The organism is Streptomyces coeruleorubidus, from assembly GCF_028885415.1.
Taxonomy (GTDB): Bacteria; Actinomycetota; Actinomycetes; order Streptomycetales; family Streptomycetaceae; genus Streptomyces; species Streptomyces coeruleorubidus_A.
Genome location: NZ_CP118527.1, coordinates 237110 through 258734 on the forward strand (window position 1 = coordinate 237110; position 21625 = coordinate 258734).

General features: G+C 72.2%; 15 protein-coding genes and 9 pseudogenes. 11 read left to right on the forward strand and 13 right to left on the reverse strand.

Annotation, left to right across the window (positions count from 1 at the left end; genetic code table 11):
• Positions 1-28 precede the first annotated feature (28 nt).
• Positions 29-493: an ATP-binding protein gene (locus tag PV963_RS01230; protein WP_274813765.1), complete on the reverse strand. Its 465-nt coding sequence runs from the start codon at positions 491-493 to the stop codon at positions 29-31.
• A 222-nt stretch (positions 494-715) separates the two neighbouring features.
• On the opposite strand from PV963_RS01230, the gene PV963_RS01235 reads away from it, so the two are divergent.
• Both PV963_RS01235 and PV963_RS01240 read left to right on the forward strand, forming a co-directional pair.
• Positions 716-1300 (forward strand): PRC-barrel domain-containing protein, encoded by a 585-nt coding sequence (locus PV963_RS01235; protein WP_274813766.1) that lies wholly within the window; start codon positions 716-718, stop codon positions 1298-1300.
• The gene (locus PV963_RS01240; protein ID WP_274813767.1) at positions 1297-1713 is read left to right on the forward strand and encodes a PRC-barrel domain-containing protein; all 417 of its coding nucleotides are present in this window, start codon (positions 1297-1299) and stop codon (positions 1711-1713) included. Before PV963_RS01235 ends, PV963_RS01240 begins: the two co-directional genes overlap by 4 nt.
• An 11-nt stretch (positions 1714-1724) precedes the next feature.
• Here the strand turns inward: PV963_RS01240 and PV963_RS01245 are convergent.
• Positions 1725-2869: pseudogene (locus PV963_RS01245) on the reverse strand (DUF6777 domain-containing protein).
• A 179-nt stretch (positions 2870-3048) separates the two neighbouring features.
• On the opposite strand from PV963_RS01245, the pseudogene PV963_RS01250 reads away from it, so the two are divergent.
• Positions 3049-4346: pseudogene (locus PV963_RS01250) on the forward strand (streptophobe family protein).
• 40 nt (positions 4347-4386) lie between these two features.
• On the opposite strand, the gene PV963_RS01255 reads toward PV963_RS01250, so the two are convergent.
• From PV963_RS01255 to PV963_RS01270, 4 genes and pseudogenes are all read right to left on the reverse strand, one after another.
• On the reverse strand, positions 4387-5373 hold the full coding sequence (locus PV963_RS01255) for a serine/threonine-protein kinase (protein WP_274813769.1): 987 nt from the start codon (positions 5371-5373) through the stop codon (positions 4387-4389).
• Positions 5374-5379: 6 nt separating this feature from the next.
• Complete coding sequence (locus PV963_RS43395) at positions 5380-6660, reverse strand: hypothetical protein (RefSeq protein ID WP_342456342.1); 1281 nt, start codon at positions 6658-6660, stop codon at positions 5380-5382.
• A 9-nt stretch (positions 6661-6669) separates the two neighbouring features.
• Positions 6670-8999: pseudogene (locus tag PV963_RS01265) on the reverse strand (FHA domain-containing protein).
• Between the two features lie 46 nt (positions 9000-9045).
• Complete coding sequence (locus tag PV963_RS01270; protein WP_059415575.1) at positions 9046-9456, reverse strand: hypothetical protein; 411 nt, start codon at positions 9454-9456, stop codon at positions 9046-9048.
• A gap of 325 nt (positions 9457-9781) precedes the next feature.
• Between PV963_RS01270 and PV963_RS01275 the strand changes: the two are divergent.
• A pseudogene (locus PV963_RS01275) lies at positions 9782-9958 on the forward strand (nuclear transport factor 2 family protein); the annotation flags it as partial.
• A gap of 69 nt (positions 9959-10027) precedes the next feature.
• The gene (locus tag PV963_RS01280; RefSeq protein WP_274813770.1) at positions 10028-10315 is read left to right on the forward strand and encodes a DUF1905 domain-containing protein; all 288 of its coding nucleotides are present in this window, start codon (positions 10028-10030) and stop codon (positions 10313-10315) included.
• Positions 10316-10360: 45 nt separating this feature from the next.
• On the opposite strand, the pseudogene mgrA reads toward PV963_RS01280, so the two are convergent.
• Positions 10361-11351 (reverse strand): annotated as a pseudogene (mgrA, locus tag PV963_RS01285) (L-glyceraldehyde 3-phosphate reductase).
• A gap of 117 nt (positions 11352-11468) precedes the next feature.
• Here mgrA and PV963_RS01290 point away from each other — a divergent pair.
• Positions 11469-12446, forward strand: coding sequence for a LysR family transcriptional regulator (locus PV963_RS01290; RefSeq protein ID WP_274813771.1), 978 nt, complete (start codon positions 11469-11471; stop codon positions 12444-12446).
• Between the two features lie 41 nt (positions 12447-12487).
• Positions 12488-13002: pseudogene (locus PV963_RS01295) on the forward strand (mycothiol transferase).
• Here PV963_RS01295 and PV963_RS01300 read toward each other — a convergent pair.
• Together PV963_RS01300 and PV963_RS01305 are read right to left on the reverse strand one after the other, a co-directional pair.
• Positions 12984-14056, reverse strand: a pseudogene (locus PV963_RS01300) (adenosine deaminase). The pseudogenes PV963_RS01295 and PV963_RS01300 sit on opposite strands and share 19 nt — an antisense overlap.
• A 43-nt stretch (positions 14057-14099) precedes the next feature.
• Positions 14100-14494: pseudogene (locus tag PV963_RS01305) on the reverse strand (VOC family protein).
• Positions 14495-14630: 136 nt separating this feature from the next.
• Here PV963_RS01305 and PV963_RS01310 point away from each other — a divergent pair.
• Together PV963_RS01310 and PV963_RS01315 are read left to right on the forward strand one after the other, a co-directional pair.
• The gene (locus tag PV963_RS01310) at positions 14631-14978 is read left to right on the forward strand and encodes a tautomerase family protein (RefSeq protein ID WP_274813772.1); all 348 of its coding nucleotides are present in this window, start codon (positions 14631-14633) and stop codon (positions 14976-14978) included.
• Between the two features lie 109 nt (positions 14979-15087).
• Entirely contained in the window at positions 15088-15546 is a 459-nt protein-coding gene (locus PV963_RS01315; protein ID WP_274813773.1) for a pyridoxamine 5'-phosphate oxidase family protein, read from the forward strand.
• 4 nt (positions 15547-15550) lie between these two features.
• On the opposite strand, the pseudogene PV963_RS01320 reads toward PV963_RS01315, so the two are convergent.
• The 3 genes and pseudogenes from PV963_RS01320 to PV963_RS01330 all read right to left on the reverse strand — a co-directional run bounded on the left by PV963_RS01320 (position 15551) and on the right by PV963_RS01330 (position 18008).
• Positions 15551-16458, reverse strand: a pseudogene (locus tag PV963_RS01320) (oxidoreductase).
• Positions 16459-16487: 29 nt separating this feature from the next.
• Positions 16488-17372: a glycoside hydrolase family 19 protein gene (locus PV963_RS01325; RefSeq protein ID WP_274813774.1), complete on the reverse strand. Its 885-nt coding sequence runs from the start codon at positions 17370-17372 to the stop codon at positions 16488-16490.
• 198 nt (positions 17373-17570) lie between these two features.
• Positions 17571-18008, reverse strand: coding sequence for a MarR family winged helix-turn-helix transcriptional regulator (locus PV963_RS01330; RefSeq protein WP_274813775.1), 438 nt, complete (start codon positions 18006-18008; stop codon positions 17571-17573).
• A gap of 78 nt (positions 18009-18086) precedes the next feature.
• Between PV963_RS01330 and PV963_RS01335 the strand changes: the two genes are divergently transcribed.
• Together PV963_RS01335 and PV963_RS01340 are read left to right on the forward strand one after the other, a co-directional pair.
• Positions 18087-19199 (forward strand): substrate-binding domain-containing protein, encoded by a 1113-nt coding sequence (locus PV963_RS01335; RefSeq protein WP_274813776.1) that lies wholly within the window; start codon positions 18087-18089, stop codon positions 19197-19199.
• Between the two features lie 67 nt (positions 19200-19266).
• Positions 19267-20412 carry an acyl-CoA dehydrogenase family protein gene (locus tag PV963_RS01340; protein WP_274813777.1) on the forward strand — a complete coding sequence of 382 codons (1146 nt, stop codon included), beginning with the start codon at positions 19267-19269 and terminating at the stop codon, positions 20410-20412.
• Here PV963_RS01340 and PV963_RS01345 read toward each other — a convergent pair.
• Positions 20328-21530, reverse strand: coding sequence for a serine hydrolase domain-containing protein (locus PV963_RS01345; protein WP_274813778.1), 1203 nt, complete (start codon positions 21528-21530; stop codon positions 20328-20330). The genes PV963_RS01340 and PV963_RS01345 overlap by 85 nt on opposite strands.
• Between the last annotated feature and the right edge of the window lie 95 nt (positions 21531-21625).

Here is a 21625-nt window from a genome sequence, read left to right on the forward strand (position 1 = left end):
CAGGACGGCTCAACCGTCGGTGGACGGCTCAGCCGTCGGTTTCGCCGCTGAGCGGCAGCACGGCGCGTACCCGTTTGCCCACCGGCACCCGCTCCATGCTGACCTGCTCCGCGAGCGCGTGGACGATCTCCAGGCCGTGCCGCCCGACGCGCTCGGGGTTGCGCGGGAAGATGCGGGGCAGTGCGGAGCTGCTGTCGTAGACCGACACCGTCACCGAGGTGTCCGTGCCGACCAGTTCCAGGATGTACGGGCCGTTGCTGTGCCGGTCGGCGTTGGTGACCAGCTCGCTCACGACGAGCTGCACCGCGCCGTCGGTCCGGTCGTCGATGCGCGCGCACCACTCGGTCCTGAGCTGCTCGAGGAAGAGCGCGGCGAAGGATCGCGCCTCGGCGATGCATCCCTGCTCGCCCGTGTAGTGTGCCGCCCGCCTCAGCGGTTCCACGGGCACGTCGAAACCAGTCGGTATCACTGCCCCGTCCAGGTGGTCGATCATTCTTTTCTCTCTGGGAAGCCGGGCCGGCCGGACGCTCTGCACAGTGCTCGTACCCCGAGCCGGGCTTCGCAGTCCTGACAGGTCTGCGGCCCGTCCGGTGCCCTGGGCATTGTCCCCTGTTCGTGGGGCACCCGGTAGCAATCGGGACCGGCCGAGCGCGGCCGGTCCGGATCGCCGGACGGTCATCGCGGTACGGCGCCGACCCGGTGGGGAGGTCGAGCGATGAACGAGCTGATGGCGGCACGGAGCCTGACGACCCTGCCGGTGGTCACCCTGGGCGGCGACGCCGTCGCCCACGTCAAGCACACCGTCTTCGACATCGCCGCCGGGCGGATCACCGGCTTCACGCTGAGCGGCCGGGGACTGCTGTCGGGTCCGCTGAAGCAGCGCCTGCCCTGGACGGCCGTGCACTCGCTGGGCCATGACGCGGTCATGATCGTCGACGCCGGTGCCCTGGCGGACACGTCCCTCGTGGTGGCACGCCGGGAGGCCCACGAGGGCCGGGTGGTGCACGCGAAGGTGCTGACCGACGAGGGCGGCGAGGTCGGGACGGTGCTCGACGTGGTCGTCGAGGGCGGCACCAGCGGCCGGGTCGTGGGCTTCCGGATCGCCGCGGGCAAAGCGCTGGTGCAGGGCTCCGGGCGCCACCGGCACCGGGTGTACGTGCCGCGCGGCGAGACGCTCGTGGTCACCGGCCGGGCGCTGGTGATCCCGGCGGACGCCATCCGCTACGTGGCCGGCGACCTGCCGGCCTTCGCCGCCCGGGTCGGCGCCTTCCGCGAGGGACGGAAGGGGACGCCGCCATGATGCTGTTCTCGCAGGCGCGGGGGCTGCCGGTGCTGACGCTGGCCGACGCGCACCGGATCGGCGTCGTGAAGTCCCTGACCGTCGACGCCCCGTCCGGTGTGGTCACCCATGTCCGGGTGCGCGGCAGGTACTTCCGCAAGGAGTCCGTCCTGCCCTGGGGCGCCCTGCACACCGTCGGCCCGGACGCCGTGCTCGTCCGCTCGGCCGCCGCCACGTCCGAGGTGCCGCCGCACCACGAGCTGCCGGGCCTGAGGATCCTCACCGAGACGGGCACCGAGCTCGGCAGGGTCCAGGACGTCGTGTTCGAACCGGAGACCGGCCGCATCGAGGCGGTCCGCACCGCGCACGGCGACCTGCCGGCCGATCACATGCTCGGCCTCGGCGACTACGCCCTGGTGGTCCGTGCCGGGTGAGCCGGGCCGGGTCAGGAGGCCGGGGGCTGGTCCGTCGTGCCGTTCCCGGGGTCGTTTCCGGTGTCGTTCCCGGGCGGAGGCTGCGGCGGCTCCGATGTCGGCGGCTCACTCGTCGGCGGCTCCGGCGACGTCTGCGGATCCGACGTCGGCGGTTCGCTCGTGGGAGGCTCCGAGGAGGTCGGGTCGGACGGTGAGGTCGGCGTCGTGACGCTCACCGACGGGGACGGCTTGTCGGGCTTCTCGGTCTTGCGGTCCTTCGTACCGGGGTCGCCCTTGTGGCGCTCGAACCACTCGCCGTCGGGCTCGCACATGACGAAGACGTCGACCGGCTTCGGAGCGGGCGTGACCGCCACGACGTTCGACGGCTTGTATCCCGGCCACGCGTCGCCGGTCATCTTGGGCGCGGTCTGCTGGGCGACGGGCGCGGACAGCGGGTTGCCGCACGCGCAGCGCACCCGGGGCACGCCGCGGTCGTCGACGAGGACGGCCGTGCCGGCCTGGAGGACGGCCTGGTAGCTGGTGGCCCTGCCGTCCTGGTAACCGTGGTTGGTGACACGGGTGTCCATGCGCAGCACCACGGGCGTGAGCGAGCGCAGGTAGGCGGGAACGTCGGGCGGGTCGACTCGGGCGACGGAGGCGAACGCCCGCTGCTTCTCCGGAGCACCCTTGAAGTACGTGATCTGCTTCTCCACGTCACAGCTGGCCACGTTGCGGGTGCCGCCGTACAGGCCGGGCGCGCCGCCCTGTACGCCCTGGACGGCGTTCTGCGTGGCCAACTCGGTGGGCGAGGGCGACACCGGTGAGGCCGAGCTCTCCTTCGCCGTGGACTCGGTGAACGGGTCCGGGCCGGTGTCGGCCGCCGGCTGCAGGAAGACCTCGCCCTCGGACGTGCTGGTACCACCGTCGGACGCGCCGGTGCCGCCGCCGTCGGGCCGGGTGAACACCACGGCCAGGAGCACGGCGGCCACGACGGCGGTGGCGATCAGCGCGACGCGGGGTACCGACCCCCACCACGGTCGGCGGGGCTCCGGCGCCTGCCCTCCCCCGCTCGGCGGCTCGGGGGCGGCCCGCCCCCCGACGGCGGCTGGGAGGGACCCGACAGCGGGCCCGAGGGAGGTCCTGTGGGGCGGCCGGACGACGGCGGTTCGACGCTCACGAGCTCTTCTTCCCACGTGGGTTCTCTGCGGCCTTGTCACACCTGAGGCGATTGATTCAGGTATATGCCGCTTTTTCCAGTACGAGTTCATTGTGTGCTCCGGTTCCGTACGGCTCGCAAGCCGACGCGGACGGACCTCCCGACGGGCGTGAGGCGCGGGTGCTGCTTAGCGTGGCAGCGTGAGTTCGCGCACCTCCTCCGGCCAGGCACGTACCTCCGGCGAGCGGGCCGTCGCCCGGCACGGCTGGGCGCGTGCCCTCGTCACGGTGGTCGGCGGGCTGCTCGCCATGGCGGTGGTGTCCGCTCTGGGGCTGTGGGCGGCCGGGGCGGGGAACCTCCCGGACGGCTCGTTCGCACCGGTCGTCGCGGCGACCGTGGTCACCGCCGTCGGGGGCGCCGTGAAGCTCTCCGGGAGCGCCGGAGACCTCGCCGACACGCAGGCGGGCCTGACCGTCATCCCGCTGTCCGTCACGCTCACCGGGGCGCTGGTGATCGCCTGGGGCTTCCTGCGGCCCCTGCGGCACCGCGCGGTCGCCGGTGCCGTGGAGCTGGCCGGCTGGGCCGCCAGGATCGCGGCCCTGTGGCTGCTCGCGCTGATCGGCCTGACGCTCGCCGCCCGCCACACGTTCGACATCTCCCTCGGGAACGACGCGCTGGGCGAACTCGGCGATCTGTTCGGCGTCTCGCCGAAAATCGGCTTCACCACCGACGTTCCGCTGTCCGTGTTCGTCGGCGTGGTGTGGCTCGCCGGTGTGCTGGTGCTGGCCCTGCTGGTGTCGCGGGGCGCCCCGTTGCCGGCCGGGCTGCTGCGCTTCCAGACGTCGGTGCGGCCGGCCGCGTACGCGATGGTCGCGCTGCTGCTCGCCTACGTGGTCATCGGCGTGGTCGTCGGCCTGGTCGTCGCGGCGGCCAAGGGGCACACGGCGGAGACGTTCGCCGTGATCCTGCTCGGCATGCCCAACCTGGTCTGGCTGGCGCTGACGATCGGCCTCGGCGCCACCTGGAACGGCCGGGTGGAGGGGCCGTTCGGGCTGCCCATGCCGCATGTGCTCGACGAGGTGCTGCGCACCCCGGACATCTCCGAGCTGAATCTGCGGACGCTCTCCGAGCACGACGGCAGGGTGTGGTGGCTGCTGGTCGTCGACGTGGTGCTGCTGATCGCCGCCGCGTTCGTCATGGCGGCCCGCTCGCCGGCCCGGGTACGGGCCTGGCAGCACGCCGTGCACATGGCCCTCGCGCTCGTGCTCACGGTGTTCATGATCTGCCTGGTCGGGCGCATCTCCGCGCACTTCGGCCTGTCCGTGCTCGGCATCGGCGACCTGGGCGGCGGCCTCGCGGGTGAGCTGTTCCTCAGACCCCGGCTGTGGGGGCCGTGGGCCTGGCCGTCCCGTGGGGGCTGGTGACCGGGTTCGCCGGGGCGCTGCTGGCGCGGCACGTTCGGCGGCCGGGTGAGGTGCGCGCCGAGAAGGCAGGCTGACCCCGGCACACCCTCCCACTGCCCTGCGATCGCTCCCTTCTTACGTCCGCTCCACGAAGACCGGTTCGGCCCAGCGCGGGGGCGGCTTCGGCCGCTCCTCCCCTGGCTGCCGGCCTGCCCGGGCGGGGGCGGGCCCGGCGGCGGCCCCGCCGCCGGTGGTCGCGGCGCGCAGGGCTGCGACGAAGTCGAGACAGGACGGGTACCGGTCGTCGGGACGCTTGGCGAGGGCCTTGGCGAACACCGGGTCCACCTCGGCCGGGAGGTCGGGGCGGGCCTCGGTCAGCGGCGGCGGGTCGTCGTACTGGTGCGCCCACAGCAGGGCCATGTCGTCGTCCCGGAGGAAGGGCGGGTGGCCGGTGAGGATCTCGTAGACGACGCAGCCGAAGCCGTACACGTCGCAGCGGGCGTCGACCGGGCGGCCCGAGATCTGCTCGGGGGCGACGTAGTCGAGTGTGCCGACGAACTGGCCGACCGTGGTGAAGCCGGTCAGCGACAGCGACTTCTTCGTCAGGCCGAAGTCGGTGAGGTAGACGTGCTCGGGGTGGTCGCTGTCGGTGCCGCGGGAGACCAGGATGTTGCCGGGCTTGACGTCCCGGTGCACCAGTCCGTGGTCGTGTGCCGCGTCGAGCGCGGAGGCGACCTGGGCGGCGACGCGCACGGCTGTGGCGGGCGGCAACGGGCCCTCCCGGTCCAGGAGATGACGCAGGTCGCTGCCGGCGACGAACCGCATCGCGATGTACAGCACTCCGTCCGTCTCGCCGGCCTCGAAGACCGGCACGATGTGCGGGTGGTCGATCGCGGCGGCGGCCCGGGACTCGTGGGTGAAGCGGCGCCGGAAGGTGTCGTTGCGGGCGAGTTCCGGGGCTAGCAGCTTGAGCGCGACGGTGCGCTCCAGACGCAGGTCCCGGGCCCGGTAGACCACGGCCATGCCGCCGCGCCCGATCTCCTGCTCGATCCGGTACCCGGCGATCTGCTGCCCGACCAGCTCGGAGGGCCGCCCCGAGAACAGACTCGTCTCGCGCTTCAACGGCCGTCACCCTCGGGCGACACGATCCGGGTGGGCTCGGGCCCCACGACCCGCGTCGGCGGCGCCTCGACCGGCCCGGACCGCCTCCTCGTCAGAAGCCGGCTCGCCGTCCCCCTCCGGGGACCCGACCCGGGTTGGAGGCGCCTCGGGGGACACGACCCGCGTCGGCTCGGCAGCGCGGGGAGCCGCGGGAGACACCACCCGCGTGGGCTCGGCAGCCTCGGGAGGCACGGTCCGAGAGGGCTCGGGCGCCTCAGACGACACGACCTGCGTCGGCTGGGCAGCCTCGGGAGGCACGGTCCGAGGGGGCTCGGGTGCCTCAGACGGTACCGACCGCGTCGACTCGGCAACCTCCGGCGACACCACCCGCGTGGAAGCGGGGGCCTCCGGAGGCACAGTCCGCGAAGGCTCGGGCGCCTCAGACGGTACCGACCGCGTCGACTCGGCAACCTCCGGCGACACCACCCGCGTCTCCGGCGTTTCAGGAGACGCCACCCGCGTTCGCTCGGGAGCCTCAGAAGACACGACCCGCCTCGGCTCGGCACCCCCCGGCGACACCACCCACCTCGGCTCCGCCGCCTCAGGCGACACCACCCGCGTCGGCTCCGGCGGCTCGGGAGACACAGCCTCCGGGGGCTCAGGCGGTACGACCCGCGTGGGCGGTGCCTCGGCCGGAGGGGCCGGCTGCTCGGTCCGGGGCACCTGCTCGGCCCGAGGTGTCTCCTCGACGGCCCCCGCGGGCACGACCCGGGTGGGGGTGCGCGCCGGGGCCGGGGGCTCGGCCGGGCGGGGCTCCGGGTGTGCCCGGGGGGTGTCGTCCGTCGCGTACGTGTTCGCCCGGGTGCCGTCGGCGTACACCCAGTGCCCGTGGGCGGCGTCGTAGAGCCACACGGACTCGCCGTCGACGACGACGCCGATCCGCAGCCCGTGGGTGCGGGCGTGGAAGGACTCCCGGTCCAAACCGCCCGCGACGTCCTCGACCGCGGACCGGTAGCGAGCCAGGGCTTCCTGCGCACGGGCCAGCAGCGGGCGCGGGTCGGCGCTGCGGGTGAGCGGCCCGTCCGCGGCGGGCGGGTCCTGCGGTACGGCGACCAGGCGGCGCCCGTCGACCCAGGCCGACCAGCCGTTGAAGCACAGCACATGCCCCCAGTCGCCCTGCCGCTCGACGAGCTGCACCGGCAGCAGGGGGTCGAGGTCCACGGTGGGCCGGGCCGGGTCGGGGGCCTCCCAGGCGGGCATCCCGTGCTGCGGGACGACGTGGGTGGGCCGGAATCCGGGAGTCGTCATAGGGGCTTCCTACTTCCGCATGACGGCCGGTTCGTGGCGGCGCAGCAGCCGGGACACCAGGAAGCCGAAGAGCGCCGACAGTACGAGCAGCATCCCGACGTCGAGCAGCCAGGTGCCCGCCGAGTGCTCGAAGAGCGGGTCCTTGGTCAGCTCGTCGGGCACGATCCGGGACAGCCCGACGGTGCCGGCCATCGCGGCCAGCGCCCAGCGCGCGGGCACCAGCCAGCCCAGTTGCTCCAGCCCGGGCACACCGTCCAGCTTCAGCAGGGCACCGCAGAAGACGACCTGGACGATGGCGATGAGCACGAGCAGCGGCATCGTCACCTCCTCCTTGCGCACCAGCGCGGAGATGAACAGCCCGAGCATCATGGCCGTGAACGCCAGCAGGGCGACGGCGACCGCGATCTCCACCAGGGGCGACATCAGCACGCCTTCGCCACCGGGCGCGTTGAGGTCCACGCCGAGCAGGGCGACCAGGGTCAGCACCACCGCCTGGAGCACGGTGATGACGCCCAGGACGACGACCTTGGACATCAGGTACGCCGATCTGGACAGGCCCACCGCCCGCTCGCGCTGGTAGATCACCCGCTCCTTGACGAGTTCGCGCACGGCGTTGGCGGCTCCGGTGAGCACCGCGCCGACGCACAGGATGAGCAGGGCGTTCATCGCCGTGTCGAGCGTCAGCTTGCCGCCCGCCAGGGCCCGCGCCATCACGCCCATCACGAACGGCAGGGCGATCATGATGATCAGGAAGGTGCGGTCGGCGCTGAGCGCTGCCGCGTACCGGCGCACCAGCGTGCCGAGCTGGGCGGCCCGGCTGCGCGGCCGGGGCGGTGGGGCGATGACGACGGGCCGGACCGGGGCTGCTGGGGCTGGGCGGTGGCGTCGGCTATGTACCGGCCGTGGAAGGGCGAGGCGCTGTAGGCCCCGGCCCAGTCCCGGTCCGCGTCCCGGTCGAAGGCCTCGAACGCCTCCGGCCACTGCTCGAAACCGAAGTACGCCAGGGCGTCCTCGGGCGGCCCGTAGTAGGCGGTCTTCCCGCCGGGCGCGAGCACCAGGAGCCGGTCGCACACGTCCAGGCTGAGCACGCTGTGGGTGACCACGATGACGGTCCGGCCGTCGTCGGCGAGGCCGCGCAGCATGTGCATCACGGAGCGGTCCATGCCGGGGTCGAGTCCGGAGGTCGGCTCGTCGAGGAACAGCAGCGACGGCTTCGTCAGCAGCTCCAGGGCCACGCTGACGCGCTTGCGCTGGCCGCCGGACAGACTGTGCACGTGCTGGTCGGCGCGCTGTTCCAGGCCCAGTTCACGGATCACCTCGTCGACCCGGGCGCGCCGCTCGGCCTTGGCGGTGTCCTGCGGGAAGCGCAGCTCGGCGGCGTAGGAGAGGGCTTTGCGGACGGTCAGCTGGGCGTGCAGGATGTCGTCCTGCGGGACGAGGCCGATGCGCTGGCGCAGCTCGGCGTAGTCGCGGTAGAGGTCGCGGCCGTCGTAGAGGACGGTGCCGTGGTCGGCTGGCCGCTGGCCGGTGAGGGCGTTGAGGAGCGTGGACTTGCCGGCGCCGCTCGGGCCGACGACGGCGAGCAGGCACTTCTCCCCCACCGGGAACGACACGTGGTCGAGCAGCGTCTTGCGGCCCCGGTCGACGGTCACCGCGAGGTCCTGCACGTCGAGGGAGATTTCACCGGTGTCGACGTACTCCTGGAGTTCGTCGCCGACGAGGCAGAACGCCGAGTGGCCGATGCCGACGATGTCGCCCTGGCCGACCGGGGCGCTGGTGACGCGGCTGCCGTTGAGGTACGTGCCGTTGTGGCTGCCGAGGTCGGTGATCTCGTACGTCCCGTCGGGCAGGGCACGCAGTTCGGCGTGCCGGCGGGAGACCACCAGGTCGTCGATGACCAGGTCGTTGTCGGTGGCGCGGCCGATGCGGATGGTGCGGGCGGGCAGCGGCCGGACGGTCGTGGGCTGCCGGTAGGTGCCCGTCATGGCCGGCATGGAGACGGCGGAGGGGCGTTCCGGGGTCGGTGCGCGGCGGCCCAGGAGGACCACGCGGGGGCCGTCGGCGGGATTGCCGAAGCGGATGACGCTGCCGGGGCCGACGCCGCACTCGTGGACACGGTGACCGTCGGCGTAGGTGCCGTTGGTGCTGTTCTCGTCCTCGATGGTCCAGTGCCCGTCGTCGGGCCGCAGCACCGCGTGGTGCCATGAGACCCGGTCGTCGTCGATGACGATGTCGCTCAACGGGTCGCGCCCGACGTGGTAGTCGCGGCCCGGAATCATCACTGTGGAGCCCGTCTCGGTCTCCAGGACGAGTTCTGGTGCTACCGACGGCTGCGCCATGACCAAGATTCTACCGATTTGCCTGATGTATGACTCGGCGAGCCGCTCAGGCCACGGGTACGCCCAGGACGGGAGCCGTCCGCTGCATCCGCAGGGCGTCCACCGACTCGGCGAGCAGTTCGTACTCGGTGGTGTCGTCGCTGGTGGCGATGCGCACCAGCCGTCCGGCCGCCAACTCCTCGGCGACCCGCTCCTGCTGCCCGGGATCGGCGCACCAGGCGCGCAGCAGGGTGGGCACGTCGGGCACGGTCTCGGCGACCGGCACGAGCGCGCCCGGCGGTAAGTGCTCGGCGTCGGGCTGGGGGTCGAGGCGCTGGGCGATCCAGGAGGCGCGGTCGCGCAGCCACCACAGGGCGAGGGCGAGGGTGGGCGCCCGGTAGGTGCCCAGGGGGACGCCGATGCGGCGGCCGTCGCAGACTCCGTACGCGGTGACATGGCACAGAAACTCGTCGTGCACGTGACCCTCCCCCGTTGCCCGGCCCGCCTGCCGGCCCGGCCTTGCCTGTTCCGCGGCTCGCGTGCTGTGCGTGAAGGCGCCGTCGCTCGATGTGAATGCGCTCTCGCTGGTCAGTATGTTCACTACTGAAACACTGTCACCATGACTTTCCGGCCAGTCTCCTGGCATATTCGCCCCCGAGTTGGCCGAAACGCTGCGGGCGGTCGTCAGGGGGCATGACTCCGGAGGTGATCAACGGTCCCGCCGGGTCCGGGCAAGGTGGTCCGTGCCGGTTCGCCGCGAGTGGCGATCCGGGCCCTGACCAGCGCAGACGACCTTTCGGAGGTTCCGGCTCACCGGCGCCGTCGACGGGCACCACCACATCGCACGCTTCTCGTGGGAGCTGGTGAGCGAGAGCGACGGCTCGGCGCCCGTGGCCGGGTCGGATGTGATCACGCCGGACGAGCAGGGCCGGATCAGGACCATGCTCGGCTTTCTGGACCGCGTGCCCGCCGGGGCGTGAGACCGGCGATGAGTTTCCCGGTGTCCCGCGGTCTGGTGTGTGAGAGACGACCGGACACCGGAGGACACCATGGCCACGACCGGAAAACTGGACGCGGAGTTCACCGCGGTCCTGCGCAAGAGCCCCGCCGAGGGCGGCTGGACGTATCTGGTCTGGCCCCGGTCCGTCGAGTTCTTCGGCACCCGCGGCCTGGTCAAGGTCCGCGGGACGATCGACGGGCACCCGTTCCGCAGCTCGTTCATGGCATTGGGCGACGGCACGCACAAGCTGCCCGTGAAGGGCGACGTCCGCAAGGCCATCGGCAAGGAGGAGGGCGACACGGTGACGGTGCGCCTGGAGGAGCGGATCGGTTCCTAGAACCTGCCCCGGGGGCGTCCGCCGCCCCCGGGAAGGCCGGGGCGCCTACTGCTTGACGATCGCGTCGATACGGGCCAGCTCGTCCGCGTCGAAGTCCAGGTTGCCGATGGCTCCGACGCTGTCCTCCAGCTGCTGCGGGCTGCTCGCGCCGACCAGCGCGGAGGTGACCCGGCCGCCGCGCAGCACCCAGGCCAGCGCCATCTGGGCGAGGGTCTGGCCGCGCGTCTTGGCGATGTCGTTCAGGTCGCGCAACCGGCCCACCAGCTCCTCGGTGACCGCGTCGGAGTTCAGGAACGGGCTGTCGCTCGCGGCCCGGGAGCCCTCCGGGATGCCGTCGAGGTAGCGGGCCGAGAGCAGGCCCTGCTCCAGCGGGGAGAAGACGATGGAGCCGACCTGGAGCTCGTCGAGGGCGTCCAGCAGGCCTCGTCCTCGGGCGGCGGTCCAGCATCGAGTAGCGCGGCTGGTGGATGAGGAGCGGGGTGCCCAGCTCGCCCAGGATGCGGGCGGCCTCGCGGGTCTGCTCCGCGGAGTAGTTGGAGATGCCGACGTACAGCGCCTTGCCCTGCTGCACCGCCGAGTGCAGGGCACCCATCGTCTCCTCCAGCGGAGTCTCCGGGTCGGGGCGGTGCGAGTAGAAGATGTCGACGTAGTCCAGGCCCATCCGCTTCAGGCTCTGGTCCAGCGAGGACAGCACGTACTTGCGCGAGCCCCACTCGCCGTACGGGCCCGGCCACATCAGATAGCCGGCCTTGGTGGAGATGACCAGCTCGTCGCGGTAGGCGGCGAAGTCCGACTTCAGGAACTCGCCCAGCGCGGACTCGGCGGCGCCGGGCGGCGGGCCGTAGTTGTTGGCGAGGTCGAAGTGGGTGACGCCGAGGTCGAAGGCGCGGCGCAGGATGGCGCGCTGCGTCTCGACCGGCCGGTCCGGGCCGAAGTTGTGCCACAGGCCGAGCGAGAGCGCGGGGAGCTTCAGGCCGCTGCGTCCGGTGCGCCGGTAGGGCATGTCCGCGTAGCGGTCGGGGTGTGCGGTGTACAACGCGACTCCAGAGGGGTTGGCTCGGTCGGGAGGAAACCGGTGTCCACTCTGTCGTGACCTGCGCCCATGCGTCCAACAGAAGAATCCGATGGAATTCAGCGGCTAGGCTTCTCAGTCATGGAACTGCGCCACCTGCAGCACTTCGTCGCGGTCGCCGAGGACCAGCACTTCACCCGGGCGGCCGAACGGCTCCTGGTGTCCCAGTCGGGTCTGTCGGCCTCGATCCGGGCGCTGGAGCGGGAGCTCCAGACGCCGCTGTTCGTGCGCACGACCCGCCGGGTGACCCTCACCCCGGCCGGGCGGGCGCTGCTCGGTGAGGCGGAGCGGATCCTGGCGCAGGTGCGGGCCGCCCACGAGGCGGTGGCGGCGGTGCAGGGCGTACTGCGCGGAATGCTCGCGCTCGGCAGTGAGCAGTGCATCGCCGGGGTGCACGTCGCGGGGTTGCTCGCCACCTTCCGGCACCAGCATCCGGACGTGGAGATCTGTCTGCGGCAGGCCGGGTCGGGCGCGCTCGCGGAGGAGGTCGCGGCCGGGCGGCTCGACCTGGCGTTCGCCGTACGGACGCAGGCGGACAGCGATCAGCTGCGGTCGGTGCCGCTGACCAGCGAGCCTATGACGCTGCTGTGCCACGCCAGCCACCGGCTGGCCGCCGCCGGCGCGGCCGTCACGCCGGAGGAGCTGGGCGGGGAGGTGTTCGTCGACTTCCACCCGGACTGGGGTCCGCGCCGCACCACCGACACGGTGTTCGCCGCCGCGGGCGTACGGCGGACCGTGGCCCTGGAGGTGAACGACGTGCACACCCTGCTCGACCTGGTCGACGAGAACCTCGGTATCGCCGTAGTGCCGCGGCACTTCGCGCACAAGCGCGCCTCCCTGACCGCGCTGCCGGTGAAGGGCACCGGCGAGGCGGTCTACGAGACGGTGGCCCTGCTGCCGCCCCGGCAGGCCACCAGCCCGGCGGCCCGGGCGCTGATGGCGCTGCTGGAGGCCACGGGGACCACGGGCCCGTCACTGGGGAGCACTGGCGCGCCACCAGGGACCACGAACGCGGCGCTGGGGACCACGGGCGCGCGAGCGGAGACCACCGGCGCGTGAACCGGGGCGCACAAGGCGCGGTGATGCGCGATGGTGGAGCCATGCATGCGAAGGACATCCTCATCGACGGCTACAACCGCATCCGGGAAGAAGTCCACGCCACCGTCGAGGGCCTCGGGCCCGACGAACTGAGCGCCCGCCCTCCCCCGACACGAACTCCATCGCCTGGTTGGTCTGGCACCTCACCCGCGTCCAGGACGACCACGTCGCCGACGCCTTCGACCTGGACCAGGTGTGGCTGTCCCAGGACTGGGAGAAACGCTTCGGCCTCGGTCTGCCCCGCCGCGACACGGGCTACGGCCACAGCCCCGCCAAGGTCGCAAAGGTCCGGGTCGACTCCGGCGACCTGCTGACCGGCTACTACGACGCGGTCCACGCGCAGACCCTCGACGCCCTGCGAGGCCTGGCGGCCAAGGATCTGGAACGCGTCGTCGACGAGCGCTGGGACCCGCCGGTCACCCTGGGCGTCCGGCTGGTCAGCGTCCTGTCCGACGATCTCCAGCACATCGGACAGGCCGCCTACCTCCGGGGGCTGCTTCAGAGCGCGGCCTCGTAGCCGGGCAGGACCACGTTCCGGATGAGCGCGTTCCGCTCGTCGAACGGGAGGAACGCGCTCTTCAGGGCGTTCACCGTGACCGTGCGCAGGTCCTCGACGGTCCAGCCCGCCTGCTCGACCAGCAGGGACATCTCGCGGGTCATCGTGGTGCCGGACACCAGCCGGTTGTCGGTGTTCAGGGTGACGCGGAAGCCGAGGTCCTTCAGCGCGGTGATCGGGTGCTCGGCGATGGAGGTCGCGGCGCCGGTCTGGAGGTTGGAGGTCGGGCACATCTCCAGGGCGACACGCCGGTCGCGCACCCAGCCCGCGAGACGGCCGAGCTTGCCGACGGCGAGGTCGGGGATGTCGTCGGTGATGCGCACGCCGTGCCCGATGCGCTGGGCGCCGCACACCTGAAGGGCCTGGTGGATGCTGGGCAGGCCGTGGGCCTCCCCGGCGTGGATGGTGAACGGCACGTTCTCGCGGCGCAGGTGCTCGAAGGCCGCGAGGTGGTCGGCGGGCGGGAAGCCGTCCTCGGCGCCGGCGATGTCGAAGCCGACGACCCGGCGTCCCGGAACGCCACGACCAGGTCGGCGATCTCCCGGCTGCGGTCGAACATCCGCATCCCGCACAGCAGCGTCCCGACCCGCACGGGCGTCCCCGCGGCCGCCGCCTTGGCCATACCGGCCGCGAGCCCCTCCTGCACGGTCTCGACGACCTCGGGCAGGGCCAGCCCGCCCTTGATCATCAGCTCCGGGGCGTAGCGCACCTCGCCGTAGACGACACCGTCCGCGGCGAGGTCGAGCACGTACTCCTCGGCGGTGCGCAGCAGGCCCTCGCGGGTCTGCATGACGGCGAGGGTGTGCTCGAAGGTGGCTATGTAGCGCACCAGGTCGCCGGAGTTGGCGGCCTCGTAGTACCAGGCGGCGAGTTCGGTGGGGTCGGTGGTGGGCAGGGTGTGGCCGACCGCTTCCGCGAGCTCCACCACGGTGGCGGGGCGCAGGCCGCCGTCGAGGTGGTCGTGCAGCACGGCCTTGGGCAGCCGGCGGAGGGTGTCGATGCGGGGCGCGGTCATGTGCGTGTTCCTCGGCAGTGCGTACTCGGTGGGAGTCGGATCTCTAGTCGGTGGCGGGCTGGAGCAGGTCCCAGCGGTTGCCGTACAGGTCCTGGAAGACGGCGACGGTTCCGTACGGCTCGTGCCGCGGCGCCTCCAGGAACGTGACACCCGCGGCGGTCATGCGGGCGTGGTCCCGGGCGAAGTCGTCGGTGTGCAGGAAGAACCCGACCCGCCCGCGGTCTGGTCCCCGACCCGCCCGGCCTGCGCCTCCCCCCTCGCACGGGCGAGCAGCAGGCCGCTGCCCGTTCCCGGACTCCCCGGTTCGACGACGACCCAGCGCGACCCGTCGGGCCGGGGAGCGTCCTCGACGAGCCGGAACGCGAGAGCCTCGGTGTAGAAGCGGATCGCCTCGTCGTAGTCGTCGACGACGAGGGTGACCAGGGCGATACGTCGCATCAGGGCCTTTCGGAGCGTGGGGTTGACGCGAGAGGTTATACGTAACACTCGCGGGATGCAAACACGTTTCGGCGATCCCTGTACCTACTAGTATGTACGCTCGCACTCGACGCCCTACGGCTCCCAGGAGACGCCCATGCCCTTCGTCCGGATAGACACGCTCCGGGCCGGCCCCGAGCGACTCGCCGCACTCGGCCGCGCCGTCCACGACGCGCTCGTCGAAACGATCGGCATCCCGCCCGACGACCGGTTCCAGGTTCTCGTCGACCACGACGGCGCGAGCAGGACCCTCCGGTACGACGACTACCTCGGCGTGCACCGCGACGACGGCATCGCCTACGTGGCGATCACACTGCGCTCCGGTCGCCCGCCCGCGCGGAAGCAGGCGCTGTACCGGAGGATCGCCGAGCTCGCGCAGGCCTACGCGGGCACCGAGCCGAGGAACGTGTTCGTGGTCCTGACGGAGAACGGACCGGCCGACTAGTCGCTCGGAGAGGGGCAGGCGCAGTACCTCGGCGCCCCGGGGACTTAGGCCGCCGGCCTACGTCCTCAGCCCGAGGCGGTCCGCCCGGCCACCCGCTAGCGTCCCGGGTATGAAGATCACCGAGCCACCCCGCACCCCCGAGCAGCGCAAGGCGGACCTTCTGCATCGCCTGGAGCGGGAGATCGACATCTGGGTCGCGACGGCGGACACCGAAGGCGTGCCGTGCCTGGTCCCGCTCTGGTTCGTGTGGCACGACCAGGCCGTGTGGCTGTGCACACGGCTGACCAATCCCACGGGGCGCAATCTGCGGGACGGCCGACGGGCCCGGCTGGCCTTCGGGGACACCCGGGACGTCGTGCTCGTCGACGGTGACGTGGAGACGTTCACCACTGACGAGGTGCCGCCGAAGGCGGCCGGGGCGTTCCGTGCGAAGACCGGCTGGGATCCGCGCGAGGGCCACGCGTCCTACGCGTTCTTCCGGGTGCGGCCGCGCGCGGTGCAGGCGTGGTGCGAGGTGCACGAGCTGCCGCGCCGGCATCTCATGCGGGACGGGGTCTGGGTGGTCTGACCGGTCAACCGGCCTTTCGGCGCGGCGCGTTCAGCCGGTCCAGTTCCTCGTCCGTGAGGCGGATCGCGCCCGCCGCCACGTTCTCCACGAGGTGGTCGGGGTTGCCGGTACCGGGGATCGCGAGCACATGCGGTCCCTGGTGCAGGGTCCAGGCGATGCGGACCTGCGTGGGGCTCGCGCCGTGGGCACGCGCCACGTCGCGTACCTCTTCGTCATGGGCGGTGGTGGCGCCGCCCTCCGCGCCCTCGCCGGCGACGGCGTAGAACGGCACGAACGCGATGCCTGTTCGCCGCAGATCCGCAGCAGTTCGTCGGTGGCGGGGTCGGGGCGGTCGACGGCGTACCGGTTCTGCACGCAGACCACGGGGGCGATGGCCTGCGCCTCGACGAGGTGGCGGGGCTCGACGTTGGAGATCCCCAGGTGGCGTATCAGGCCCGCCTCGCGCAGTTCGGCGAGGGCGCCGAAGTGGTCGGCGATCGAGTCGTACTTCGGCATCCGGCGCAGGTTGACCACGTCCAGGTGGTCGCGGCCGAGCTGGCGCAGGTTCTCCTCGACGTGGGCGCGCAGGTCCTCGGGGCGGGCCGAGGTGGCCCACTCCCCCGACCAGGTCCGGTACGGGCCCACCTTGGTGACGATGACCAGGTCGTCGGGGTACGGCGCCAGCGCGCTGTTGATGAGTTCGTTGGCGGAGCGCAGCGACGAGAAGTAGAAGGCGGCCGTGTCGATGTGGTTCACGCCGAGGTCGATCGCCTTGCGCAGGACGGCGATCGACCGGTCGCGGTCGCTCGGAGTGCCGAGATGGAAGGCGGCGCTGCCCGTCAGCCGCATCGCGCCGAAGCCGAGGCGGTGGACGGGCAGGTCGCCGAGTTTCCAGGTGCCCGCGGCGTCCGCGGTGATCGTCTGTGAGCTCATCGACGGAGTCTCACACACGCTCCCCGCCGTCAGCAGTAGAGATTGCCGCCGGGTGACGTCCCGAGGATCTGCGTGAACCGCTGGTAGTTGTTCACACGGCTCTGCACCTGCGCCGGGTTCTTGCCGTCGCACTCCAGGGAGCCGTTGATGCTGCGGATGGTCTGGCCGAAGCCGGCGCCGTTGACCATGGCGTTGTGCGGAGTCATGGTGCCGGGACCGGTCTGGGTGTTCCAGTACCACAGGGCCGTCTTCCAGGCGACGGCCGCGTCGTTCTGCACCAGCCAGGGGTTGTTCAGCAGGTCGATGCCGAGCGCGTCACCCGCGGCCTTGTAGTTGAAGTTCCAGCTCAGCTGGATCGGGCCGCGCCCGTAGTAGGCGGCCTGGCCGGCCGGACAGCCGTAGGGTCGGCTCCAGTCGCAGTAGTGCGGGTAGTTGGCGGTGTTCTGCTCCACCACGTGCACCAGGCCGCCGGTCTCGTGGCTGACGTTGGCGAGGAAGGCGGCGGCCTCCTGCTTCTTCACCGTGTCGCTGCCGGTGCCCGCGAAGCCGGGGTAGGCGCTCAGGGCGGCGGTGAGACCGCTGTAGGTGTAGAAGGGATTCCGGTTCGGGAACATCTGGTTGAACTGCGCCTCGGTCACGACGAAGCGCGCGTTGGGCGTGCCGCTGTCGCAGGCGTACGGCTCCCAGTACCAAGTGCTGATGGTCGGGTCGTAGCCCGGGTTGGCGTGCTCGGCGATGTACGCCTTGCCGTCGGTGTAGCGGACGATGTCGCCGGCGGCGTACGACTTCCCGGCCACCCAGTTGGGATAGCTGGAGCACGCGGCGGCGGAGGCGTTCGAGGCCGGCAGGAGCACCGGCGCGGTGCCCGCGAGGGCGAGGGCGGCCAGGACGGCGGAGACGCGGCGTCTCGACATGGGGTCAACTCCTTTGCGGAGCACGGCCGCACCCGTCGAGGGCAGGGCGGAGCAGAGCCTTCACCGCACGCACCGGGAGGACCGGTCACGGCGTGGGCGCGGCCGTGGTGGGGGGTGGTCGGAGGCACACTCAACCGCGTTGGTCTGTACCAGTCAAGGGTGTAGACCAGTCATCCGTGCGCCGGGGTCACCCCGGGCTCACACGCGTGCCGACCCCGCCAGCGTCGCGGCCAGCCGCTCCAGCAGGGACCGCAGCAGGTCGTCGTCACCGTCGCCGAGCGGGGGCCAGCCGGCGCGCACCGCGCGGTCGAGCCGCTGCCAGTACTCCTGGCCGCGGGGGGTGAGGTGGGCGAGGACGCGGCGGCGGTCGAACGGGTCGACCCGGCGGTGCACGAGGTTCCGGTCGACGAGCTGGTCGACCAGCTTGGTCAGCGTCCCAGGCGGCAGAAAGGCGGCCTCAGCGATCGCCGTCATGTGGTGCCCCTCGCCGTCGGACAGCAGGGCCAGCACCCGCCACGCGTCGAGCGAGCAGCCCTCTTCCTCCAGCACGGCCTGCAACCGCCGCGCCGCCAGCCGCTCGGCCCGCGTCAGCAGTTGCACCAGGTCGTCCGGCCGGCGCGGGGGTGGGGTGGGCATCCTGCTCCTAGTTCACGAGGTGCGTCCATCCTAGGAGCCGCACTGGAGTTCGTCCGGCTGAGCCGGAATCATGACGCCATGTCCCGGCACGACCTCCCCGCGCCCGAGTGGTTCACGGCCGACGACTCCGTGCTCGGCGTGGCGCTCGTCTTCCCCTTGCAGGGGCCGGCCGGCATCTTCGGGCCCACCTGCGAGCTGTGCGCCCGGCTGGCCGCCGAGGAGGTCAACCGGGACGGCGGCGTGCTCGGCAGGGAGCTGCGGCTGGTGCCGGTCGACGGCTCGGGCCCGCCCGGCGAGGTCGCCGACCACGTCGAGGCGCTGGTGGACCTGGGCGTCGTACAAGGCGTCACGGGCTGGCACATCTCCTCGGTGCGCCAGGCGATGGCGCCGCGGATCGCGCACCGCGTCCCGTACGTGTACACCGCGCTGTACGAGGGCGGTGAGGACACGGCGGGCGTGTTCCTGACGAGCGAGACGCCGCGCGACCAACTGCGGCCCGCGATGGACCTGCTGGCGCACGAGCGCGGGGTGCGTCGGTGGTTCGTCGTCGGCAACGACTACGTCTGGCCGCGGCGTACGGCACGGGCGGCCCGCGGGTACGCTCACCGGTCCGGCGGGTCCGTCGCCGGCGAGGTCTATCTCCCGCTCGGCACCCACGACTTCGAGCCGGTGCTGCGCCGCATCGAACGCTCGGACGCCGACGGGGTGCTGATGCTGCTCGTCGGCAGCGACGCGGTGCGCTTCAACCGGGCGTTCGCGGCGCACGGCCTGCCCGCCCGCTGTCTGCGGCTGAGCACGCTGATGGACGAGAACATGCTGATGGCGAGCGGCCCGGCGGCCACCGAGGACCTCTACAGCACGTCGGGGTTCTTCGCCTCGCTGGCCAACCGGGACACCCTCGACTTCCACGGGCAGTACGCGGCCCGCTACGGCGTCGAGGCACCCGCCCTCGGCAGCCTCGGCGAGTCCTGCTACGAGGGCGTGCTGTTGCTGGCCGCGCTGCTGAAGCGGGCCGGGACGCTGGACGTGGCGGCGATCGGCGCGGCGGCGGGCGCGGTGTCGTACGAGGGTCCGCGCGGACTGCTGCACCTGCGCGACAGCCATGTCCGCCAGCGCATCTACCTGGCCCGCGCCGACGGGCTCGACTTCGACGTGCTGACGGAACTGGACCTGCGCGGCGCGCACCCTTGACGGTGCCGACCGAAGGAAACACCCCGGGATCGACACCCCGGGCCGTGCGAGCGCGAGAATTCCTCCCATGAGCTCCGCATCCCTCGCCTCCCCGCCCCACCCCCTCGTCACCCGCGCACGGCGGCTGGCGCACGATCTCCTCGTCCCGCACGCCGAGCGCGTCGACCAGGAGGGGGTGCCGGCGAGCCACATCGAGGCGGTGCGTCGGTCGGGCCTGCTCGGGCTGGGCGCGCCGGAGGAGTACGGCGGGGCGGACGCGCCCGCCGCCGTGGCGCGGGAGGTCGCGGAGATCCTGGCCGGGGCGTGCTGCTCCACATGGTTCGTGCAGACACAGCACCACACTCCGGTGAAGCTGCTCGCCACATCCGACTCACCGGTCCGGGAGATGCTGCTGGGCCCGCTGGCGACCGGCGAGTCGCTGGCCGGCATCGCGTTCGCGCACGTGCGAGCCTTCCCCCGCGTGCCGGTGCGGGCCGTGCCCGAGCGGGGCGGCTGGCGCTTCGAGGGCACGGTGCCCTGGTACACGGGCTGGGGTCTGAACGACGTGATGCTGCTGGCGGGTGTGACGGACTCGGCCGAGGTGGTGTTCGTCGTCGCCGAGGCCCGCGAACAGCCGGGGATGCGTCCGTCGGCGCCGATGCGGCTCGCGGCCCTCACCGCCGCCCGCACGGTCTCCCTGGAGCTGGACGGCCTGTGGGTGCCGCAGGACGCCGTCGTGCTGCGCACCTCGCAGGAGCAGTTCGCCCAGGTCGACCTGCCCAGGGCCGCCAACACCAGTCCGGCCGTGTTCGGGGTGGCGAGCGCGGCGCTGGACCTGGTGGCGGACGCCCCGGACGGCCGTGAGCCGGCCCGGTCGCTGCGGGCCCGGCTCGACGAGGTCCGGCGGGAGGCCTACGCCCTGGCCGACCACCCCGTTCCGCACGAGTGCGTCCCTGAACGGCTGGCGCTGAAGGCACGGGCGTACGACGTGCTGCGGGCGGCCACGACCGCGGCGATCGTGGCCGGGGGCGGCCGGTCCATGGCCCTGGACAGCCGGGCGCAGCGCCTCGCACGCGAGGGAATGTTCCTGCTGGTGCAGGGCCAGACCGCCGAGGCACGCCGGACGCACCTCGGCGCGCTGGCGTCCGGTCAGCCGAGCCGCGGCAGCGCCGACGGTTTGTCCGTGCGGGACGGGACCTTGCCGCAGAACTCCGCTTCGATCACGTTGATGTAGAGCGACGGGTCCGGGAGCCAGTCACCGTTGATGTTGAACGTCAGCTGGTGCTTCCCGTCCTGTGTGCCGACCATCGCGGACAGGGAGCCGTTCGCACGGCCGCTCTTGCCCACGACCTTCACGCCGCAGGACAGCTGCGCGAACTCGACTCCGAGTCCGTACCCGAGCCCGCCCCCCGCGGGAACCTCGTCGAGCATCTCCTTCATCTGCTTCGGGGGCAGCAACTCGCCCTTGAGCAAAGCCCGTTGGAAGCGGTTCAGGTCGCCGCTCGTGGAGATGACGTCACCGGCCGCGCCCAGCCAGGTCATGTTCTGTTCGGTGGCGTCATGGATCGGTGCGTCCGGGGCCTCCTGATGCAGCCGGGAGTAGCCGACGGGGTGGGGTTTCGGCATATGGGGTGACGTGCCGGGGAACGACGTACCGCGCAGCTTCAGCGGCCGGATGATGCGGCGGGTGATCTCCTGCGCGTACGAGCGGCCCGTCGCCTTCTCGACGACCATCCCGGCGATGACGAAGTTGGTGTTCGAGTACACCGGCGTCGTCTCCGGGTCGGGCAGCGGCGGGTGCTTCAGCGCGATCGCCACGAGTTCCTCGGGTGTATGGGTGTCGTAGCGGTGCTCCGGGAAGCCGGGGCCCGCGGCGTCGTGGAGGAAGGCGGGGTCGTCGGTGTAGTTGGCGATGCCGCTGGTGTGGTTGAGGAGCTGCCGCAGAGTGATCTTGTCGCCGTCGTAGCCGTCGCCCCGCACCAGGCCCGGCAGCCACGACTCGACCGTGTCGTCCAGGCTCAGTCCGCCTTCGGCCTCCAACTGGAGCAGGACGGTCGCGACGAAGGTCTTCGTGATGCTGGCCCCGCGGAAGTGGTCGCCGGGGGAACGCTCGCGCCCCGTGCCGGTGTCGGCGTAACCGGCCTCCGCGAACCAACTCCCCTTGCCGTCACGGACCTTGGCTGCCACTCCGGGCAGCCCGCCCCTCTCGACCAGATCGTGCAACGCGGTGCGAGTCGCCTCGTGATCACGCTGCGACTGTGCCGCGTGTGCGGACGGGGCGAGCGCCGCCGCTGCGGCGGACAACGCCACGGCCAGGCCGATCGAGACGGTGCGTGAAGCCCGCTTCTTCATGGGTGTGTGCCTCCCCTTCACCGAGGGGCGGGACTTGCCCCTCGGCGCGGATGACGCCCAACGCGGGCTTCGGGGTTGATCGTTGGGGCGGGAGG

Bases quoted from the DNA above. Each gene is read 5' to 3' on its own strand.
- PV963_RS01230 (WP_274813765.1), bottom strand. From the start codon at position 493: ATGATCGACCACCTGGACGGGGCAGTGATACCGACTGGTTTCGACGTG.
- PV963_RS01235 (WP_274813766.1), top strand. From the start codon at position 716: ATGAACGAGCTGATGGCGGCACGGAGCCTGACGACCCTGCCGGTGGTC.
- PV963_RS01240 (WP_274813767.1), top strand. From the start codon at position 1,297: ATGATGCTGTTCTCGCAGGCGCGGGGGCTGCCGGTGCTGACGCTGGCC.
- PV963_RS43395 (WP_342456342.1), bottom strand. From the start codon at position 6,660: ATGACGACTCCCGGATTCCGGCCCACCCACGTCGTCCCGCAGCACGGG.
- PV963_RS01280 (WP_274813770.1), top strand. From the start codon at position 10,028: ATGGCCACGACCGGAAAACTGGACGCGGAGTTCACCGCGGTCCTGCGC.
- PV963_RS01290 (WP_274813771.1), top strand. From the start codon at position 11,469: ATGGAACTGCGCCACCTGCAGCACTTCGTCGCGGTCGCCGAGGACCAG.
- PV963_RS01310 (WP_274813772.1), top strand. From the start codon at position 14,631: ATGCCCTTCGTCCGGATAGACACGCTCCGGGCCGGCCCCGAGCGACTC.
- PV963_RS01315 (WP_274813773.1), top strand. From the start codon at position 15,088: ATGAAGATCACCGAGCCACCCCGCACCCCCGAGCAGCGCAAGGCGGAC.
- PV963_RS01325 (WP_274813774.1), bottom strand. From the start codon at position 17,372: ATGTCGAGACGCCGCGTCTCCGCCGTCCTGGCCGCCCTCGCCCTCGCG.
- PV963_RS01330 (WP_274813775.1), bottom strand. From the start codon at position 18,008: ATGCCCACCCCACCCCCGCGCCGGCCGGACGACCTGGTGCAACTGCTG.
- PV963_RS01335 (WP_274813776.1), top strand. From the start codon at position 18,087: ATGTCCCGGCACGACCTCCCCGCGCCCGAGTGGTTCACGGCCGACGAC.
- PV963_RS01340 (WP_274813777.1), top strand. From the start codon at position 19,267: ATGAGCTCCGCATCCCTCGCCTCCCCGCCCCACCCCCTCGTCACCCGC.
- PV963_RS01345 (WP_274813778.1), bottom strand. From the start codon at position 21,530: ATGAAGAAGCGGGCTTCACGCACCGTCTCGATCGGCCTGGCCGTGGCG.